The 18,323-nt window shown below is 42.3% G+C and carries 17 protein-coding genes; 2 read left to right on the plus strand and 15 right to left on the minus strand.

The window, feature by feature from the left end; all coding sequences use genetic code 11:
• Window positions 1-60: 60 nt before the first annotated feature.
• The 11 genes from V7L95_RS06480 to V7L95_RS06530 form a co-directional block, all read right to left on the minus strand.
• Window positions 61-432 (minus strand): DUF1304 domain-containing protein, encoded by a 372-nt coding sequence (locus tag V7L95_RS06480; protein WP_007498006.1) that lies wholly within the window; start codon window positions 430-432, stop codon window positions 61-63.
• Window positions 429-692 carry an ORF6C domain-containing protein gene (locus V7L95_RS06485; RefSeq protein ID WP_008345710.1) on the minus strand — a complete coding sequence of 88 codons (264 nt, stop codon included), beginning with the start codon at window positions 690-692 and terminating at the stop codon, window positions 429-431. The genes V7L95_RS06480 and V7L95_RS06485 overlap by 4 nt, the downstream gene beginning before the upstream one ends.
• Window positions 693-899: 207 nt before the next feature.
• Window positions 900-3,281 (minus strand): immune inhibitor A domain-containing protein, encoded by a 2,382-nt coding sequence (locus V7L95_RS06490; RefSeq protein WP_052320557.1) that lies wholly within the window; start codon window positions 3,279-3,281, stop codon window positions 900-902.
• A 189-nt stretch (window positions 3,282-3,470) separates the two neighbouring features.
• On the minus strand, window positions 3,471-3,764 hold the full coding sequence (locus tag V7L95_RS06495; RefSeq protein ID WP_008345714.1) for a putative quinol monooxygenase: 294 nt from the start codon (window positions 3,762-3,764) through the stop codon (window positions 3,471-3,473).
• A gap of 25 nt (window positions 3,765-3,789) precedes the next feature.
• Window positions 3,790-4,428, minus strand: a complete 639-nt coding sequence (locus V7L95_RS06500) for a nitroreductase family protein (protein WP_046344796.1) — start codon at window positions 4,426-4,428, stop codon at window positions 3,790-3,792.
• Window positions 4,429-4,441: 13 nt separating this feature from the next.
• A complete protein-coding gene (locus V7L95_RS06505; RefSeq protein ID WP_052320558.1) occupies window positions 4,442-4,885 on the minus strand; it encodes a MarR family transcriptional regulator in 444 nt (147 codons plus the stop codon).
• A gap of 541 nt (window positions 4,886-5,426) precedes the next feature.
• A complete protein-coding gene (locus V7L95_RS06510) occupies window positions 5,427-6,728 on the minus strand; it encodes a pyrimidine-nucleoside phosphorylase (RefSeq protein WP_052320658.1) in 1,302 nt (433 codons plus the stop codon).
• Between the two features lie 24 nt (window positions 6,729-6,752).
• A complete protein-coding gene (locus V7L95_RS06515; protein WP_017358632.1) occupies window positions 6,753-7,934 on the minus strand; it encodes a NupC/NupG family nucleoside CNT transporter in 1,182 nt (393 codons plus the stop codon).
• A 167-nt stretch (window positions 7,935-8,101) separates the two neighbouring features.
• The gene (gene deoC, locus V7L95_RS06520) at window positions 8,102-8,773 is read right to left on the minus strand and encodes a deoxyribose-phosphate aldolase (protein WP_017358631.1); all 672 of its coding nucleotides are present in this window, start codon (window positions 8,771-8,773) and stop codon (window positions 8,102-8,104) included.
• 84 nt (window positions 8,774-8,857) lie between these two features.
• Window positions 8,858-9,802, minus strand: coding sequence for a sugar-binding transcriptional regulator (locus V7L95_RS06525; RefSeq protein ID WP_048002487.1), 945 nt, complete (start codon window positions 9,800-9,802; stop codon window positions 8,858-8,860).
• 60 nt (window positions 9,803-9,862) lie between these two features.
• Window positions 9,863-10,738, minus strand: coding sequence for an aldose 1-epimerase family protein (locus V7L95_RS06530; RefSeq protein ID WP_340968550.1), 876 nt, complete (start codon window positions 10,736-10,738; stop codon window positions 9,863-9,865).
• A 239-nt stretch (window positions 10,739-10,977) separates the two neighbouring features.
• Between V7L95_RS06530 and V7L95_RS06535 the strand changes: the two genes are divergently transcribed.
• Window positions 10,978-12,801, plus strand: a complete 1,824-nt coding sequence (locus tag V7L95_RS06535) for an acyltransferase family protein (RefSeq protein ID WP_017358628.1) — start codon at window positions 10,978-10,980, stop codon at window positions 12,799-12,801.
• Between the two features lie 129 nt (window positions 12,802-12,930).
• Here V7L95_RS06535 and V7L95_RS06540 read toward each other — a convergent pair whose 3' ends face one another.
• The 3 genes from V7L95_RS06540 to V7L95_RS06550 form a co-directional block, all read right to left on the minus strand.
• Window positions 12,931-14,202 (minus strand): MFS transporter, encoded by a 1,272-nt coding sequence (locus V7L95_RS06540; RefSeq protein WP_046526804.1) that lies wholly within the window; start codon window positions 14,200-14,202, stop codon window positions 12,931-12,933.
• Window positions 14,203-14,383: 181 nt separating this feature from the next.
• A complete protein-coding gene (locus V7L95_RS06545) occupies window positions 14,384-15,481 on the minus strand; it encodes a saccharopine dehydrogenase NADP-binding domain-containing protein (RefSeq protein WP_017358626.1) in 1,098 nt (365 codons plus the stop codon).
• Window positions 15,478-16,185: a class I SAM-dependent methyltransferase gene (locus V7L95_RS06550; protein ID WP_048002491.1), complete on the minus strand. Its 708-nt coding sequence runs from the start codon at window positions 16,183-16,185 to the stop codon at window positions 15,478-15,480. The genes V7L95_RS06545 and V7L95_RS06550 overlap by 4 nt, the downstream gene beginning before the upstream one ends.
• 125 nt (window positions 16,186-16,310) lie before the next feature.
• Here V7L95_RS06550 and V7L95_RS06555 point away from each other — a divergent pair, with 125 nt between their 5' ends.
• A complete protein-coding gene (locus V7L95_RS06555) occupies window positions 16,311-17,318 on the plus strand; it encodes a LuxR C-terminal-related transcriptional regulator (RefSeq protein WP_017358624.1) in 1,008 nt (335 codons plus the stop codon).
• A 35-nt stretch (window positions 17,319-17,353) separates the two neighbouring features.
• On the opposite strand, the gene yidA is transcribed toward V7L95_RS06555, so the two are convergent.
• On the minus strand, window positions 17,354-18,166 hold the full coding sequence (gene yidA / locus V7L95_RS06560; protein ID WP_008345739.1) for a sugar-phosphatase: 813 nt from the start codon (window positions 18,164-18,166) through the stop codon (window positions 17,354-17,356).
• Window positions 18,167-18,323: the final 157 nt, after the last annotated feature.

Here is an 18,323-nt window from a genome sequence, read left to right on the forward strand (position 1 = left end):
AAATTCGCTCCGATGCTCGTCCTTCCTAAACTGCAAAGGTTTTCTATCACGCTGATAGGATTATATAGCCAGGATAAGTGCAATTAATGCAAGAAAAGCTGGTAACCCTTGTTTGATGATAATCGATTTATTAGACGTCACACCGCCAAATACTGCTGCGATGAACACACAAAGAACGAAAAATAGCTGAATCATATATCCTACGGTATTCGAACCAAGAATGAGCCCCCAAATGAGTCCAGCAGCTAGAAAGCCATTGTATAGCCCTTGATTAGCAAACATCACTTTCACATTTGGATCCTTTTGTAAGTGTTCAGGCAGATTGAAAGATCTTTTCGCCATTTTTGATTCCATAAAAAACATTTCTAGTAACATGATGACAATGTGCTCTAAAGCGACAATTCCTACTAAAATCATTGCTAAAATATTCAATTTAGTGAATTCCTTTCTGATAGACGGTCTCGTATTTGTATTTTGTCCGTGTATAAATCAAAGTCTTGGATTAGCTCTAACGCCTCATGAAAACGACTTTGTGGAATGTCTTTCATTTTTCTTACACCAAATTCCTTTTTAATAAAAGCCATGATGGTATTAATATGAAGCTTACCGTGGCCATCATACTCTAAATGGCTGCAAAAAGTCTGCATCGTCCCTCGAATCACCTTTAATTGCTTGGCAGTGACACAACTCATTGGTAACGCTCATCCTTTCTTGGTTTTTTAACAACTAAAAAGAACATTGAATGAAAGAAAAACCTTCCAATCTCTATTATATAATGGTTTCATTCGGATATCAAAATAAAAAAGAACAAACATTCGATCAAAGACGAGTCATACGCTAAAAATCCATGTCTTAACGTATCAAAAAGCCGGATTCATGGATAGAATCCGGCTTTTTGTTTAGTTGCTTTTAGAAATTAATACCTTTCCAACAGAACGGTCCTTACTTTGTCCGACGACTTTAAAGGATAGGCCGTATGTTGGCACATCACGTCCTGCATCCGGGTTATTTGGATTCACATAGTTCTTTTTATCACTAAATGTACGCGTTGGGCGGATATAGCGATCCTCTAAGGTTAAGCCTGTTGTTTCAGTATAATCAATATTCAGCTTCGTGCTTGGATTCAAAGAGAATGCTGCATCATGTACTTGGAAACCTGTCGCTGCAATAGAGCCGTCACTCCATTTCAACACTTGTTGATCTGCATCTACGACTCCAAGGAAGCCGTTCCCTGGATGTTTTCCAACCCAGTTATCACTGTACGATTGATCGACGTACCACACGACCAAACCGTTATTATAGCTCATCAGACTTGCTCCTCGTTTGATATGCTTTAAGCCTTTATCGACATCAGCATAAGAGCGCCATTCTAGTAAATAATACTGAGCGGCATATTGTTTTCCATTAGATTGAGAGAATCCATTAAAAGTGAACGTGGACGTTCCCTCGGCATCATCTGACCACACTTTTGCTCCATCTGCTGTAATCTTTAGATCATCTACAAATAAACCTGGCAGTGAATATCCTGCATCGGTTGTATAGCGGAATTGCAGATCGATCTTCTTCCCTGCATAAGCAGAAAGGTCAAAGGATGCATCTACCCAGCCATCTGATTTTCCATCGATGCCATTGCCTTCATTCGCTCCTGCCTCATTTCGATCATTCGTAATATTACCAGCAATGGTTGTCCATTTGTCTGTCCCAGTTTCACGAACTTCTACATACGCATAGTCATAATCTTCTTCGATATCGTACCATGCTTTAAACGTAAGCTCGGCTTTGCTTCCCTTCGACAAATCAATCCCTGATGTCGTCATGGTAGCATTCAAATTGTCACCTGTTCCGCTGAAGTATGAATATTGCCCTTGTGCAGGCTGAGTGACCACAATCTCTTTATCTGGCAAATCGACTCGAACCGCATCATGGTTGGTTCCTTTTGTTGCTGCTTCATCGATTAACACTGTTTTGCTTTTTGTTAATGTCTTACCATCAATGGTTTTTCCAGAAAGCCAGTTGCCGCCATGCAAGTTTTGAAGCATTTCTTTTGCATATGGACTAAAACCTGTTGGTTCCGTACCAGGTACTTTACCTGCCCAGCTTCCGCTTGACATGATAGACCAATAAGAAACGGGCTCTCCTCTGCCTGTGTATTGTGTATCGTATTCATCAGGCAGACCAAGATCATGTCCAAATTCATGTGTGAACACGCCTGCTGCGCCATCTTCAGGCTCAATCGTATAATCTAGAGCGCCTAACTTTCCGCCTTGACCCACTTCTGATTCAGTGTTTGGAATCTCAAATACATCACCAAGTGACCAGCGATGTGACCAAATCGCGTCAGAGCCAAGCTGTCCGCCGCCAGCTTCTTCACCTACGCCAGCGTGTACAACCATGAGGTGGTCAATGATACCGTCCGGCTCATTATAAACACCGTCCCCATCCATATCATAGCGGTCCCATTGATCATATTCACCAAGGTCAATGTTTGGATCCTTTGCCGCTGCTTCGAGGGCTTCTTTCACCAATTCGCGCGGTCTGCCGTCACTGCCTGATTCGTCTGGTACGTTCCCGCCATAATATGCTGCTTCATGCTTGGCTGTATACCATCCAGCTACTGTTCCACTAATCGTGTAGCTTCCACCGGACTGCTTTTCATAATACTGCTTCATAGATACTTTTCTTTTACCATCTGGACCGATGTAGCCATTTTTTCCGAAAAGCATATCTTGGTAATGCTGCTGATCGTACTTGTCATAGTACATATCAGTCTCTTCTTTTTTAATACTATTATGCTTATAATCTTTAAAATCTACTAATAATACCAAAACTTTATCATTACGGACGTCGCCTTTATATTTTTCCTTTTTCACCGGCTTTACTTGATTGCCTTCTTTTCCTTTATGCTTCTTTAACTTTTTCTTTTTGGCTAGTTTATTATGTACATTTTGTTTGTATTCTTTTAGGAATTCAGGTTCTTCTGTTAAGGTACTTGCGCTTTGTTTCATCGCTGCTTCTTCTTTTTTCTTTAAGTAGTTCTTTAATGCTTTTTGGGTTTCTGCCTCATTGGCATTCTTTTTGATCTTTCCTTGTTTTTTCAAGGCTTTGATGAGGCGGTCTTCATTGACAACACTTGCGTCGAATGGAATACCTGAATAATGACCACCATCTGAGGATGTTGACTTTTCTGAGGTGTGGGCAGATAGAGGGGTGCTGAAAGCTGTCAATGTGCCTAAACTGAGGACAGCTGTTAGTGCGATGCTCGTCCATTTCCCTTTTTTCATATTGGTTCCTCCCTAATTTGGTAATAAATAATATCTAATTCTAGCATATTCCAATATACTTAAGTCGAAAAACATTTTATTTTCAGAAACTTTGTGGAAAATGCACAATACGAGATTGAAATAGGTGGAACGAATTGTCGAAAATAAAAGAACCCTAGGCTATAAATGCCTAGGGTGTTTGTTGTTTTTCTATGAAAGCTGCTCTCCTTGATATGCAACAACATCAAGTGGAGCGGCTAAAAATTCTTTTGCCTTTGCGACGAAAGCTTGGAAATGTGCACTTGCATTATGGCTTTGAACCGCTGCTTCATCTTTCCACACTTCTACCATTAAAAAGGTGTTTTCTTTCTCTGTATCCTTGAAAAGCTTGTAGGACACATTGCCTGCTTCTTCCTGTGAAGCTTTCATTAAACCGTTGATTTCTTCTAGAAATACGTTTTCTTTCTCTGGATGAATGGTCATCCCTGCATGAATAATAATCATATGATCGTCTCCCTTTTTTAAAAAATTATTTCCACTCTGTGATGCGATCGATCGGTAAACGGTAAGAAGCATAACCTTCGTCAGCCGCTTTCCCAATGGATAGAAGCATAACTGGTACATAGCGCTCTTTATCCCAGCCGAATGTTTCAGCGATGACTTCTTTGTCATATCCGCCAATTGGGTTTGTATCATAGCCATGCGCACGAGCAGCAAGCATCAGTTGCATTGACACAAGTCCACCGTCAATTAAGATCGTTTCACGATTCACTTGCTCTGGAAGAGCTTCAAAATGTGCAGTTAATGCAGCAATTTGTCTTTCTTTTACTTCCTGCGGCATGTAGCCATTTTCTACTGCTTTTGAATAAATTTCTTCTAAGTATTCATTGTTTTTCATATCTGCAAACACAGCGATGACAGCTGATGATGTAGCTACTTGTGTTTGGTTGAATTTTGCGAGTGGTGCAAGCTTTTCTTTTCCTTCTGGGCTGTCAATGACCATGAAGCGCCAAGGCTGTGCATTCACTGATGATGGTGCTGTTGTTGCCTCTTCTAAAATCTCCGTCATTTCTTCTTTGCTAATTTTCACTGCTGGATCATAGTTACGAATGGAGCGGCGCCCTTTCATAATATCCATAAAATCGTTTGTTTTTAATGTTATAGCCATGTGTAACACTCCTTTAGGTTGTTTGAATCTTTTCGATGTTTTGTTGTATACGGATGAGCACATCAGTGAGAAGCTTTCGTTCTTCATCACTTACGTTTTCAAGCATTTCTGAGATAAATCGTTCTTTTTCTTTTTTAGAAGCTTCGATTCTTGTTCTGCCTTCATCTGTCAGACGAACAAGCGTGACTCGATTATCTTCCGGCTTTCTTCTGCGCATGACCATTCCTTTTGTTTCTAACTGTTTTAAGTGACGCGTCACAGCTGCACTATCAATATTTACTTTTTTCTGCAAATCGGATTGGCTGATTTCGTCGGCTTGGAATAACAGTGATAGCAACTCCAGTCTTGATTGGCTGATGCCCGTGCATGCTTCGAACTTCACACCCATCATACGGTTCACACACTGCAAACGATATAATACCTCTGCTTCTTCAGAGCAAAATGCAGTCAATGCCATCCCCTCTTTTCTATTCAGATCAATTAGTTGATATATCAATCATTGACTCGTCAACTAATATACACCCATTGTTTCATGATTGCAAGAGGTTTGTTTCATAAAGTGAAATTTTTTATTCCAATTAAAAAAGACGAGCTTTTGCTCGTCGTAGACAAAGGGCTAAAATGTAGTTTATTTGAGCCCTTTGTCTTCTTTTCAGCGTGATAGAAAACCTTTGCAGTCTAGAAAGGACAGCTACTTTTGCGGAGCGAATTTGACATTCGTGAGCACCAGCGCGCAGGACTGACACCGAATGCGAGGATTTGTCTTCACGCTGGGACGAGCTTTTGCTCGCCTTAAGAACTTGGTGTCGATGTTGGTCCCACATAGTAGCTGATAAATCCAATGATCATCAAGACTACAAAAATAAAGAGAATGAGTTTGAGCATTCTCATGGTTTATCCCCTCCCACTCATCTAACTTATCATATCTAGAAGAAGCGCTACCTAAAATTTACATAAAAAAAAGACAAAAGCGATTCATCACTTTTGTCTTCTTCTCTTTATTCTGTAATCACTGTATGAATCAAAGTCGGAGCATCAGCATGGTCAGCGATGCGGATGTTGTCATAAATTTTCTCCATGACATTCTCAACATCTTCACGATTTGCATGCAGCGTCACGAGAGATTCACCTTTTTCTACACGATCGCCTACTTTTTTGTTGAGCATGATGCCAACAGATAGATCGATATCATCTTCTTTTGTTGCACGTCCTGCTCCAAGAATCATCGCTGCAACACCGATTTCGTCTGCGACGATTTCAGCGATCACACCTGATTCTTTTGCCGGCACTTCGATTTGATAAGGTGCTTGTGGCAATTTTTCCGGTTGATCTACAATCGAGCCGTCTCCACCTTGGTTTTCTAAAAATTCCTTGAATTTCTCAAGTGCTTTGCCGTTTTTCATGACTTCAATTAGCTTTTCTCTTGCTTCATCAAGTGTCTCTGCTTTTTTCGCAAGAACGACCATTTGACTTCCTAATGTGAGCACAAGCTCGTTTAAGTCTTCAGGGCCTTCGCCTTTAAGCGTGTCAATCGCCTCTTTCACTTCAAGGGAATTTCCAATCGCTAATCCTAGCGGCTGAGACATGTCTGAGATGACAGCCATCGTTTGTCTGCCAACATTATTTCCGATACGAACCATTGCTTTTGCAAGCTTCTCAGAGTCTTCAGGTGTTTTCATGAAAGCACCTGCACCTGTTTTCACATCTAATACGATTGCATCTGCGCCTGCAGCGATTTTCTTACTCATAATCGAGCTTGCAATGAGCGGGATTGAGTTAACAGTTCCTGTTACATCACGAAGGGCATACAGTTTTTTATCAGCAGGTGTCAGGTTGCCTGATTGTCCAATGACCGCTACTTTATGACGATTCACCAGTTCGATGAACTCGTCTTTTGTAATTTCAACGTGGAAGCCTTTGACTGCCTCTAACTTGTCGACTGTTCCACCCGTATGTCCAAGACCACGCCCAGACATTTTTGCAACAGGTACATCAAGTGCTGCAACAAGAGGAGCGAGTACAAGCGTTGTTGTATCGCCTACACCGCCTGTTGAATGCTTGTCTACTTTAATACCTTCGATAGCAGACAGGTCAATCGTGTCCCCTGAGTTTGCCATAGCGAGTGTTAAATCTGCACGTTCTTGATCCGTCATATCTTGGAAGAAAATCGCCATCGCCAAGGCACTTGCTTGGTAGTCAGGAATTGTTCCGTCCGTATAACCTTTGACAAAGAAAGAAATTTCCTCTGAAGATAATTCTTTTCCGTCACGTTTTTTCGCAATGATATCTACCATTCTCATTGTTTTCACCATTCCTTTTTTAGTTTAGTAAATCAAACCGACAACGCCTGCTGTTAAGAAGCTGACGAGTGTTGCACCGAATAACAGCTTTAATCCAAAGCGTGCGACAACGTTTCCTTGTTTTTCATTTAAGCCTTTCACTGCTCCAGCAATGATACCGATAGACGAGAAGTTCGCAAATGACACAAGGAATACAGAAATGATCGCTTCTGTACGAGCAGTGAAATGAAGACCGTCGCCAGATAGAGCAAGCATCGCTACAAATTCGTTAGATACCATTTTGGTCGCCATAATACTTCCTGCTTGTACCGCTTCACTCCAAGGTACACCAACAAGGAAAGCAAATGGTGCAAACACATATCCAAGTACATCTTGGAAAGAAACACCGATGGCAGCTGTGAAAATACCATTAATCATCGCAATTAATGCAACGAATCCAATCAACATCGCAGCCACAACAATGGCTACTTTGAAACCATCCATAATGTATTCGCCGAGCATTTCGAAGAAAGATTGTCTTTCTTCTTCTACGACTTCAAGCATGTCTTCGTCTTTAGACACTTCATATGGATTGATGATAGACGCAATAATAAATCCACCAAATAGGTTCAGCACAAGTGCTGTAACAACGTACTCCGGTTTAATCATTTGCATATACGCACCGACAATGGACATTGATACAGTCGACATCGCAGATGCACACAATGTATAAAGACGCTGTTGAGGTAATAATCCAAGCTGCTTCTTAATGGAAATGAACACTTCGGATTGACCTAAAATCGCTGACGCTACGGCGTTGTAAGATTCTAGTTTCCCCATTCCATTGACTTTACTAAGCAAATACCCAATTCCGCGTACGATCAGCGGAAGGATACGCCAATGCTGCAGGATACCAATCAAGGCAGAAATGAAGACGATCGGCAGCAAGACATTGATAAAGAAAGTTGACGCATTATCATTCATTAAACCGCCAAATACGAAGTTGATCCCTTCACCAGCATAGCCTAGAAGCATTTGGAATCCTTTTGCAAAGCCCCCGACTAGGAAGTTCCCAACACCTGTATTGAGCAGAATATAACCTAAAATAAATTGCAGTACAATCATGACAATGACTGGACGGAATTTCACTCGCTTTTTCCCGTTACTTGCCAGCCATGCAATGGCGAGAATCACCAGCAAACCGATAATACCAATGACGTATTTCATGTTTTTCCTCCTTGAATGAATTCGTTTACATTAATGTGCTTGTATGGAACAAACCCTATTTCGCAAACAAATTGCGGAAGAAAATCCCAGAAATGAGACCCTTCCGCATATGACTTTTTCATCATCTAATGAGTCATGATTGTTATCCTACCATAGGATCGTATGAATTAATAGTCTTTAGAAGGAGCTGATTGATCCCCTTTAATAATGGAAACGCCTGCACTGGCACCAATACGGGTTGCGCCTGCAGCTGTCATCGCTTCTACGTCTTCTTTTGTTCTCACGCCGCCTGATGCTTTGACACCGATGTCAGGTCCAACTGTTTTACGCATTAATGCGATGTCCTCAGCTGTTGCACCGCCTGTACTAAATCCAGTCGATGTTTTGACGAAATCAGCGCCAGCTTTTACAGAAAGTTCACAAGCTTGTACTTTCTCTTCATCCGTGAGTAGACAAGTTTCAATGATGACTTTCACTAAGGCTTTGCCTTTTGCTGCGTCTACAACGGCACGAATATCTTGTTCAACTGCATCATATTCGCCATCTTTCAATGCCGCAATATTGATGACCATGTCCACTTCAGTTGCACCGTTTTCAATGGCATCCTTTGTTTCAAATGCTTTCACTGCTGTTGTGTTTGCACCTAACGGGAAACCGATGACTGTACATACATCAACGCCTGTTCCTTCTAGTTCTTTCGCCGCAAGAGATACCCAAGTTGGGTTCACACAAACGGAAGCAAATTGATATGTCTTTGCTTCTTCTAGTAACTGCATGATCGCAGCTTTAGATGTATCTGGTTTTAGTGCTGTATGATCAATGAGCTTTGCTATTGTCATGATTCACACTTCCTTTTAAATATGATACTTTCATCTTAAATGACTATTGAACAATTGTAAATATAGTTATGAAATTTTGTTCATCTATTTTGTGACATTTAAAAGAGCTCTTGCTGTGTGCTGATCGATCATCAATACGTTCGCATATTTTCCTCTCAGCGCCCCATGGATAGAGGCAACCTTTCGATGTCCACCAGCAACAAGAATGGAGCGCTCTTTTGTTCTCAAATCATCCAGCTCCACACCGATTGTGCGATTATTAATCGCTTCACTGCAAATGCGTCCTTCTTGATCATAAAAACGCGAACAGATATCTCCGACACTGGATGTCTTGAGCAGCGCCTTTTCTTCTTCACGGAAATAACCGAGTCTAAACAAAAGCGCCTCATCTCTTACCGTCCCAACAGTAAACACAGCGATATTTGCCTGTTTGCCCATTTCAATAATGCGCTGAATATGTCTGTCCTGTTCGACCATCTCTTTAACGGCGGCACTATCGAACACAACAGGCAGTGGCAAATAGCGTGGTGCCGTTTGAAAAGCTGATGCAAACAGCTGAATCGTTTCCGCAGAATATGTATTTACATGTGAATGGCTGATTCCACCTTTCAGCTGAACCACTTCTACCCCTTTTACCTGTTTAGGTTGCATCTTTTGAGCAATTTGATACATCGTGGTGCCCCAGCTCACTCCAACGATATCGCCGTCTTTCACCGTATTTTGAAGATAATCTGCACCAAACCGGCTCAAGTAATCCGTAATCGTTGGATAATCGTCCTTTGGCGAAAATACCACATGAGCCTCGAGCAGATCATATTTTTCTTTCAGCAATAAGGACAGCTCATTTAAATCCTCAAATGGGTCCATCACTGTAATTTGGACGTACCCTTTTTCCTTCGCATACTGAAGCAGACGAGACACCGTTGGCCTCGACAGGTCAAGCTGCTTGGCGATTTCCTGCTGACTGTAATCAGATAAGTAATAGAGCCTTGCTGCTTCAATACTTAATTGCTGTTTGTCCCGATCCATTCGTACGCCTCCTTTTTTCCTCTATCATAACAAATTGTTCACTTCACCATGCACAAATGTTCATTTAAAGAAAATGGTGTAAGCTGCGTGAAAGGTCTCTTGCTTCTCTAAGGTTTGAATGCCGAATTTCTCCTTATACTGCCCGTTTGTCCCTTCCATATCAGCGATCCCATACCAAGGCTCAATACAAACAAAAGGAGCCATTGTTCCCTTTTCTTGATCATATGGAGACCAAATACCAACGAACGGAAAACCACTGAGATCGACCTCAACGCCGTGACCTGCTTGAGAAGTCAATGATACTTGCTCAATATGACTAAAGATCATTGCATCGTTCTGAAAAAGTTCTGGGCGAAGTTGAATCGACTCAAACTCAACACCTTTCTTCTTCTCTCTCACAAGTGAATCATGAAGTTCATATTGAATTGGATCATGTTCGGTGGAAGGGATCAATGTGAGTGAATAATCAGCTGTCTGCTCGCCTTCAACAAGCGGGACATGAAATGCCGGATGCCCACCAATCGAGAAATACATCGTGCCATCTCCTTCATGAACAATTTCCCAGGAAATCGTTAGTCCATTTTCCGACAGTGCATAACTGATGCGCGCTGTAAATTCATACGGATATTGTGACGTGTGACGGCCATTTGATTGATATTGAAAAATCACCTGATCTTTTGCTTCTTCAAATAGTTCAAAATCAACATCACGCAAAAATCCATGCTGCGAGAGTTGATACGTTTGATCGTCTATCTTGTATTGATAATCCTTCAACCGTCCGACAATCGGAAATAAGACGGGCGACACCCTGCCCCAATAAGCAGGGTCACCAGACCACATATATTGACGTCCACTTTCTTTATGAAGCACCTCTCTCACCTCGGCACCTCTCTCATTGATTTGAACCAATAACAGATCATTTTCAATCGTTCTCATTCAACACATCCCCTTTCCTTCTTCTTTTATTATGACAGGGATTTTCGGTTTGAGTATAAAAATAAGAATCCCTCAAGCCTTAGAATAATTCTTCATATAAAAAAATTTTAAAAAAGACAGAAATTCGCCAACAAAATGTAATGCTGATTCGTCTAATCTTATATAAAATAAAAGAATCGTTGTTCTTTTGGAGTGACAACAAAAAAGACGCGTTTGACATTGATGGGGGATTCTTTTTCATGAACAGCAAGGAAAACCGTTTACGTTACATATTAGGATTAGATGGGCTGAGAGCTGTTGCCGTATTGGCGGTCATTGCTTATCACTTACATATTGAACCCGCAAGCGGCGGGTTTCTTGGCGTTGATTTGTTTTTTGTGATTTCTGGTTACTTGATTACAACCATCTTGCTGCATAAGCAGGATTTGGGCTATCAAGAGCTTCTGCCTTTTTGGATGGGCCGCATCAGAAGGCTGCTTCCAGCTGCCTACGTCATGATTTTTTTAATCGTCAGCTGGTGCGCCATTGCTGGTTCAAATGCATTAATGTCCATTCGTGGCGATGCCTTATCGTCCTTTTTTTATGTGAGTAACTGGTGGTATATTTTTCATCAGCTCTCTTACTTTGACAGCTTCAATGCTGTATCTCCACTAAAAAATTTATGGTCTTTGGCGATTGAAGAGCAATTTTATCTCATTTGGCCTGTACTGTTGATTGCTGGACTGAAATGGGTGAAAAATAGATCCCATCTTCCTATGATCACCTTTGGTCTGGCACTTGTATCTGCGTTATGGATGGCCATTCTCTATTCACCGGATACTGACCCAAGCAGGATCTATTATGGAACAGACACACGTGCGTTTGCACTCCTCATCGGGTGCAGTCTTGCATTTGTCTGGCCCATGCACAGACTTTCCAGCAGAAAGTTACTTCCTGTCGGCAGACGTATGTTACAAATAGCCGGATTCGGTTCGATGGTCATTTTCCTCTTATGTGTTTATGCAGTCGACGAATTTGACGGCTTTCTCTACCAAGGCGGTATGCTTTTATTCTGTTTGAATGCAGCGATCTTAATTGCGTGTGTCTGCCATCCTGCCAGTCTTATTGGGAAATGGCTGTCTTTTCAACCACTCGTTTGGCTCGGAAAGCGGTCTTATGGCATCTACTTATGGCATTATCCAATTATCGTGCTGACCACACCGGTCATTGAGATTGGACAGCCTTCCATAGGACGTGTCACATTGCAGCTCATCGCAATTCTACTCATATCAGAGGCTTCCTATCGTTTGATCGAACAGCCGATTCGTAAACTCGGGTTTAGACACTATTTTGCCTCTTGGTCGATTTGGAAAACAGGAATCAAGCAATGGTCTATGTCCAACAAAGTGTTTCTTGGGATTGCCGCAGTCCTTTTGATTTTATTTACCATTGGCATGTCTAGCTCGTCTCATACATCCCCACATGCCAAGGAAGTAACACAAATTAAGACAGCGCCCCAAAAGGCAGGCGGTCAGACAGAATCAAAAGTGAAGAAAAAGAAAGACAAACATGAGAAAAAAGCAGCGGATCCTAAACAATTTAACCAAGTTCTTGCCATTGGTGATTCCGTCATGTTAGACATTGCTTCAAATTTAGAAAAGGCCTATGAACCCATCACCATTGACGCAAGGGTCGGAAGGCAAATGAACGAAGCCATCCGCATCGCCCCTCAATATGCTTCTTTTAACAAGGCTGATGCCGCTGTTATTATTGAGCTTGGCACAAATGGTTATTTTACAGAGGGGACTTTGACCTCATTCATTCAACATTTCTCGAAGGCTCATATTTTTCTTGTGAACACTCGCGTTCCAAGATCTTGGGAAAATGATGTGAATGCAGTCATTGAGCGTGTGGCCAATCAACATCACAATGTGAGCTTAGTCGATTGGCATTCAGCCGCTACCGGACAGCCATCCTATTTTCAGCCAGATGGTGTTCACCTTTCCACAAAAGGCTCTGACACATTGACTGAGCTCATTAAAGCCAGTATCAAGAAAAAAGGAGATGTGTCCTCAGCATCATAAGAAAGCTAGCATCCTGTGAAGACATGTGTGCAGTTGCTCTGTGTATTTTGATAGAAGATTCAAAAAAAGACATGCTTTCCAATGATTGGAGGCATGTCTTTTTTTGTGATGGATGAGCACGGAGCTGCATTATGTTTTACTTTTAAAAGACCAAACGATGACAGGGATGAGAATTAACGATAAAATTCCTCCGCTTAAAGATAATGTAGCATAACTCGTATTCGCCACGACCATTCCTGAAAGGGCACCGCCAGAAGCACCTGCTAACGCAACAAAAACATCGAGTGTTCCTTGGGTTTTTGCCCGGGTTGATGGATCTGTAGAATCCACTATTTGAGCAGTACCACTAATTAAACCAAAGTTCCATCCCAATCCAAGTAAAGACAAAGCAATGATTAATAGAATCATTGAATCACTTGGTGCGAATGCTGCTAATAAACCAGCAAGTAACAATGTGATGCCCGACGCTATGCTCATAGCTGTTCGTCCTAGTTTATCTACAAGTACACCCGTGATAGGTGAAGGAAGATACATGGCCCCTATATGAAAACCAATCACAATGCCCACTTCGGCTAATCCATGACCATGATGCTGCATATGCACCGGTGTCATGGTCATGAGTGCCACCATGACAATTTGAGTTAAGATCATCACTGTGGCACCTACTGTAAGCCCTTTTTTATCTGTTTTTTTATCAGCAGCATCTGCTTTATTTCCATGACCATGTTCTGCTTTGTAAGTTGCTATTCTTCGGGCAATGTCTAATGGATCAGGACGCAACAGAATAAAAAGGACAAGACCAGCTACAATAAATGCTACTGCTGATAAAATAAAAGGACCGGCAAGTGCTGGAACACCAATGGACACTGCAAATTTACCCATCACTTCAACTAAATTCGGACCTGCTACTGCTCCAAATGTTGTCATGACCATTGTTGTACTAATGGCAGTTGCACGCTGTTTAGAATTCGCTAAGTCCGTCCCAGCATAACGCGCTTGTAAGTTCGTGGATGTTCCTGCTCCGTAAATGAAGAGCGATGCAAATAATAAAATGACACTATTCATCATAGCTGCCAGCACAACGCCAATTGCTCCGAGCCCTCCAGCAACAAAACCTGTCGATAAACCGATGCGTCGTCCATAACGTTGCGAAAGCTTTCCTACAATGAAAGCTGACCCAGCTGACCCCAAAGTAAATAAAGCGATTGGGACTCCTGCATAGGCTTCAGTTCCAAGCATTTGTTGCGCTAAAATGGCACCTACCGTAATTCCTGCAGCTATTCCAGCCCCTCCAAATATTTGCGATAGACTGACAACGAACAATACTCGTCTATATAAATTTTTCAATTTTTGGGGTGAATCTATATAATTCTTCACCACATCTTGTTCTGTATCTAACACTTGTAAACACCCACTTGAGGTTTATTTGCCCAATGTAACCATTATATCAGTTCCGACTACCATCCTTGATTGCCTCTCGGCCATTTACATGGAGAGCAAGCGGTTGTTTTCGGATCATGAATAAAGCGCCACATGACTGACCTGTACTTTTGAGCTGATGCGTATCTCTTGTCGTTTTCTTTTATGCCGTTAAAAGGCTGGCTCTCAATGCTAATGCGTGCTTTTCCTTCGTTTTTTGATCCACCAACGCAAAATCACCATTCTCATACGCTAATGAAAATAATTCTTCGATATGAAAGACACCTGCCTGAAACTGCCTGCTCAATACATGCAGTGCCGCAGCACTGGCGACTTGAGCCGTTGCTTGAGACTCATCGCGACCTTTTATTCCAAGCGCTGCTTGATGAATTTCGTTACCCTTCATTCCTACCGCTTCCACTTTCACTGCATATTGATCTGTACCCATTTGAGCAGATTGAATCAGTGAAATGGCTCGTTCCTTGATTTTCGGCATCGTGAGAAGGGACGTCATTCCGAGTTTCCTTGTGAGAGCAAATGCACGTGTCGCTACACCAGAATCAAAACAGAGCCTTGTTGTCACAGAAGGCACATGGAGCGTTGAAGGCAATGTTTGCTGGTCAGAGAAAGGGAATTGATAGGCTTGCCGCTTTCCAAGCGTTTTGCCAAAATCAATGCGTTTCCCTCCAGTAAAACTTTTGACTTTCTTTCGCTGATGATTCTTCGTTAGCTCATAATCCGTATGCACATGATCAAGCGTCCATTCAATAGCTGCTTTTCCATGCTGGTCACCTAGCCCAAGCATGATACTAATATCAATTTGCTCCACAGAGGTCAGAATAGATGCCGCCTTCGCTGCAAGCAAATTGGTGAGACCAGGTGCAAGACCTACGCTCAGCACAGCCGTTGCGTTCAATTGCTGTTGATGGACCTTTGCTAGCTTCTCAATATAGGCTCCTTTTGCCGAAATATCGAGATAATCAATACCTGATCGTAAGCATGTTTCAGCAAATGACGTGTCATCTTGATCCAGACACATGATCACGAGTTTCGTTTCATCCATCCAGTCCGTATCCATTGGTTGTCTGACGTCTATCTGAAATGGACGTACACGCCCATTTGTTTGGCGTGCAAATTGTTCAGCCTTCTCATAACTTCGGCCAGCCGCAAAGACTTGGCCTGGATACACGTCACTTAATTGAAGACATATTTGCTGCCCCACATGTCCATAACCGCCTATCACCATCACTTTTGACCTCATTTTCCAACCGCCTTTCTATTGCCTCTTTTACAAACAATCCCTTTGATCATGCCCGCTTGAAAATAAGGTCTGATGTCTTGAAATCCTGCTTCGGTTAATTGTGCTGTCATTTTTTCTTCAGACACGGGATATGTTGTGACACCCAGCCTTTCTCGGAAGGATGTAAACACTTCCTTTCCCAAGCCTTGACGATTCATGAAGAGAGAAAGCATTTGAAGCTCCTGCTGAAATGCAGGCGTTTCTGGGTCTCCTTGAATAAACGCCAACACGAGAGGCGCCCCTGGTTGAAGCCGGCGGGCGATCTCCTGTAAAAAGGTCAGTTGATCTTTTACAAAATGAATGACAAGCAAACTTACTGCTGCATCGTACAACTTTTCAACCGGCACTTTGTCTAAGGCCATCTCATACCATGTGACGCGATCTTGCATATGAAGCTGTGCCACTCTGCGCTTGGCCATATCAAGCATGGTTGGAGATGGATCAACCCCTGTGATATGCCAGTCTTTATTTCTTTGAAGCATGTTGATAATCTCTTCGCCCCCACCTGCTCCGACTGTTAACATGCGAGAAGCCGCTCCCATTAAATCGATTTCTACTCTATCCACTGTCAGCTCATGCAAAAGATGATAGCCCGGTACTTTATGTGCAATTGTCGCTGCATAGGATTCAGCAACAGGATCATGCCAATGTTGATTTACACTCATATGTCTTCTCCTCCAGTTTCCGCTTTGCTTCGTTTCCTTTACACTAACGGTATGTTATCTTCATTGTAAGAAGATAGATGAGAAAAAACGATCCCTAAAAGTAGGGATATTGAGGAGGAGATCAAATGAACAATCCAGCCGCTCATTTTCAGCAGCTGAGAAAAAGCATTCGAGATGAACTTGCTGCTATCTGTGATTTTGATGCTGCCTGTATCACAACTATTGATCCAGCTACTCTCCTCTCGACGGGTTCTTTTACAGATGAACCGATTGAAGCCATACATAACGAGCTGTTTCAAAATGAATATTTAAAAAAAGATGTGCACCAGCATGAAGATCTAGCGAAAGGTCCTGTCCACGTTGCCAGTCTCGTCCAAAGCGGAGAATACCTCAATAGTGGTCGATACCAGCACATTTTGTTGCCTAACGGATGGGCAGATGAATTGCGGGCAGCCCTTGTGATTCAAGGTGAATGCTGGGGAATCGCCAGCCTTTATCGGAAAAAGGAGAAGGAACCTTTTCATGAACAAGATATACAAGCGGTTAGTCGCCAAACACCAGCACTCGCAGCCAAGCTGAGAGATGAACTTTTTAAAAGAAGAGAAACGGAAGAAGATGAAACGGCGGAACACCAAGGCTTCCTCATTCTTTCACACGATTACCATCTTCTTTATGGAAATGAAACCGGTCTTCATTGGCTCCACACCTTCCAAACCTTTGAGCAAATTCATGACGGTGCCATCATGCCCCGTCCGTTTAGAGCATTAGGTGCTAAGCTTTTATATGGCGGCGGTGACCAAACAGCGGTCAGCATCACCAGAATGCCGACAGGGCGTTTTCTCTCTCTTCAAGCATTTCGTTTAGCACAAGCAGCCGGGCAGGAAGAGGCTGTCATGATTCATATTAAACGAGCTCAAACAAGTGACATCCTTCCTTATATAGCGAAAACATATCGGCTGACAGAAAGAGAAATGAACGTCCTTGACTGCTTAATAAAAGGACAATCCACAAAGGAAATTGCCAGTACGTTATTTATCTCGCCTCATACGGTGCATGATCATGTAAAGGCGATGCTCGAAAAAACAAATTTGAACAGCAGACGTATGCTCGTTTACTTTTTCTCACACATATAAAAAAGCGGCTACCTCATTGGTAGACCGCTCTTTCTTTATTTTCCGATGACTCGCTCATGCAGAACATGTGCTACTCCTGCTTCGTTATTGGATTTTGTCACAACATCCGCAACTGCTTTGACATCTTCAATGGCATTTCCCATCGCAACGCCACAGCCCGCAAATTCTAGCATCGACACGTCGTTCCCATTGTCACCAATCGCCATCACTTCTTCACGAGAAATCCCCAGTTCATGCGCTAGAAGCTTCACAGCATTCCCTTTGCTCACATCAGGATGAAGAATTTCTAGGAAGAAATCTGTGCTTTTTACCATCATGTACTGATCCTTCACTTCAGATGGAATGGCTTGTATCGTCTTTTCCAAACGTTCCGGCTGATCAATATACATCATCTTCGGAAGTCTCATGGATGGGTCTGCCTCTTCGACAGGTAAATACTTGAGCGGCAATTTCGTTAAGTACGATTCAAGTACCGTGTATTCACTAATATCCCGATTTGGTGTGTATAGATGAGCTGAATCGAAATAATGCATAGGTGTATCCAGCTGACGGCTCAGTTCATATAAAGAAGTCAAATCATCATAGGATAAAGTTAATTCTGATACGACTTCATTTGTATGGCTGTTTTGTACAAGCGCTCCATTATAGGCGATGACATAATCCCCCTCTTGATCAAGCTGCAGCTCTTTTAAATAGCGATGCACCCCGCCAATCGGCCGGCCTGTACATAAAACAATTTTAACGCCTTCTGCCTTCGCCTGTTGAATGGCTTCAAACACCTCATCCGGCACCATATGCTGATCATTTAATAACGTACCATCCATATCAATTGCGACTAATTTATACATTCACTGCTCCCCTTTTCTCAGCAAAACATGCTGTCACTATTTTGAGTGATCATCTACATGATCACATGCTGTTCATCATACTATGTACCTATTTTAGCCTATCGTTTTTTTCTCACACTGTCTACTTGTTCATATCTGTAACAAAAAATCACTTCAT

This window comes from Bacillus sp. PPSBB_11 (genome assembly GCF_038023285.1).
GTDB lineage: Bacteria > Bacillota > Bacilli > Bacillales > Bacillaceae > Bacillus > Bacillus altitudinis.

What these genes read in the sequence shown, in the direction of transcription:
- V7L95_RS06490 (WP_052320557.1), bottom strand. Translation starts at nt 3,281, where the DNA reads ATGAAAAAAGGGAAATGGACGAGCATCGCACTAACAGCTGTCCTCAGT.
- V7L95_RS06530 (WP_340968550.1), bottom strand. Translation starts at nt 10,738, where the DNA reads ATGAGAACGATTGAAAATGATCTGTTATTGGTTCAAATCAATGAGAGA.
- V7L95_RS06495 (WP_008345714.1), bottom strand. Translation starts at nt 3,764, where the DNA reads ATGATTATTATTCATGCAGGGATGACCATTCATCCAGAGAAAGAAAAC.
- V7L95_RS06535 (WP_017358628.1), top strand. Translation starts at nt 10,978, where the DNA reads ATGAACAGCAAGGAAAACCGTTTACGTTACATATTAGGATTAGATGGG.
- V7L95_RS06500 (WP_046344796.1), bottom strand. Translation starts at nt 4,428, where the DNA reads ATGGCTATAACATTAAAAACAAACGATTTTATGGATATTATGAAAGGG.
- yidA (WP_008345739.1), bottom strand. Translation starts at nt 18,166, where the DNA reads ATGTATAAATTAGTCGCAATTGATATGGATGGTACGTTATTAAATGAT.
- V7L95_RS06485 (WP_008345710.1), bottom strand. Translation starts at nt 692, where the DNA reads ATGAGTTGTGTCACTGCCAAGCAATTAAAGGTGATTCGAGGGACGATG.
- V7L95_RS06515 (WP_017358632.1), bottom strand. Translation starts at nt 7,934, where the DNA reads ATGAAATACGTCATTGGTATTATCGGTTTGCTGGTGATTCTCGCCATT.
- V7L95_RS06550 (WP_048002491.1), bottom strand. Translation starts at nt 16,185, where the DNA reads ATGAGTGTAAATCAACATTGGCATGATCCTGTTGCTGAATCCTATGCA.
- V7L95_RS06525 (WP_048002487.1), bottom strand. Translation starts at nt 9,802, where the DNA reads ATGGATCGGGACAAACAGCAATTAAGTATTGAAGCAGCAAGGCTCTAT.
- deoC (WP_017358631.1), bottom strand. Translation starts at nt 8,773, where the DNA reads ATGACAATAGCAAAGCTCATTGATCATACAGCACTAAAACCAGATACA.
- V7L95_RS06510 (WP_052320658.1), bottom strand. Translation starts at nt 6,728, where the DNA reads ATGAGAATGGTAGATATCATTGCGAAAAAACGTGACGGAAAAGAATTA.
- V7L95_RS06545 (WP_017358626.1), bottom strand. Translation starts at nt 15,481, where the DNA reads ATGAGGTCAAAAGTGATGGTGATAGGCGGTTATGGACATGTGGGGCAG.
- V7L95_RS06555 (WP_017358624.1), top strand. Translation starts at nt 16,311, where the DNA reads ATGAACAATCCAGCCGCTCATTTTCAGCAGCTGAGAAAAAGCATTCGA.
- V7L95_RS06505 (WP_052320558.1), bottom strand. Translation starts at nt 4,885, where the DNA reads ATGGCATTGACTGCATTTTGCTCTGAAGAAGCAGAGGTATTATATCGT.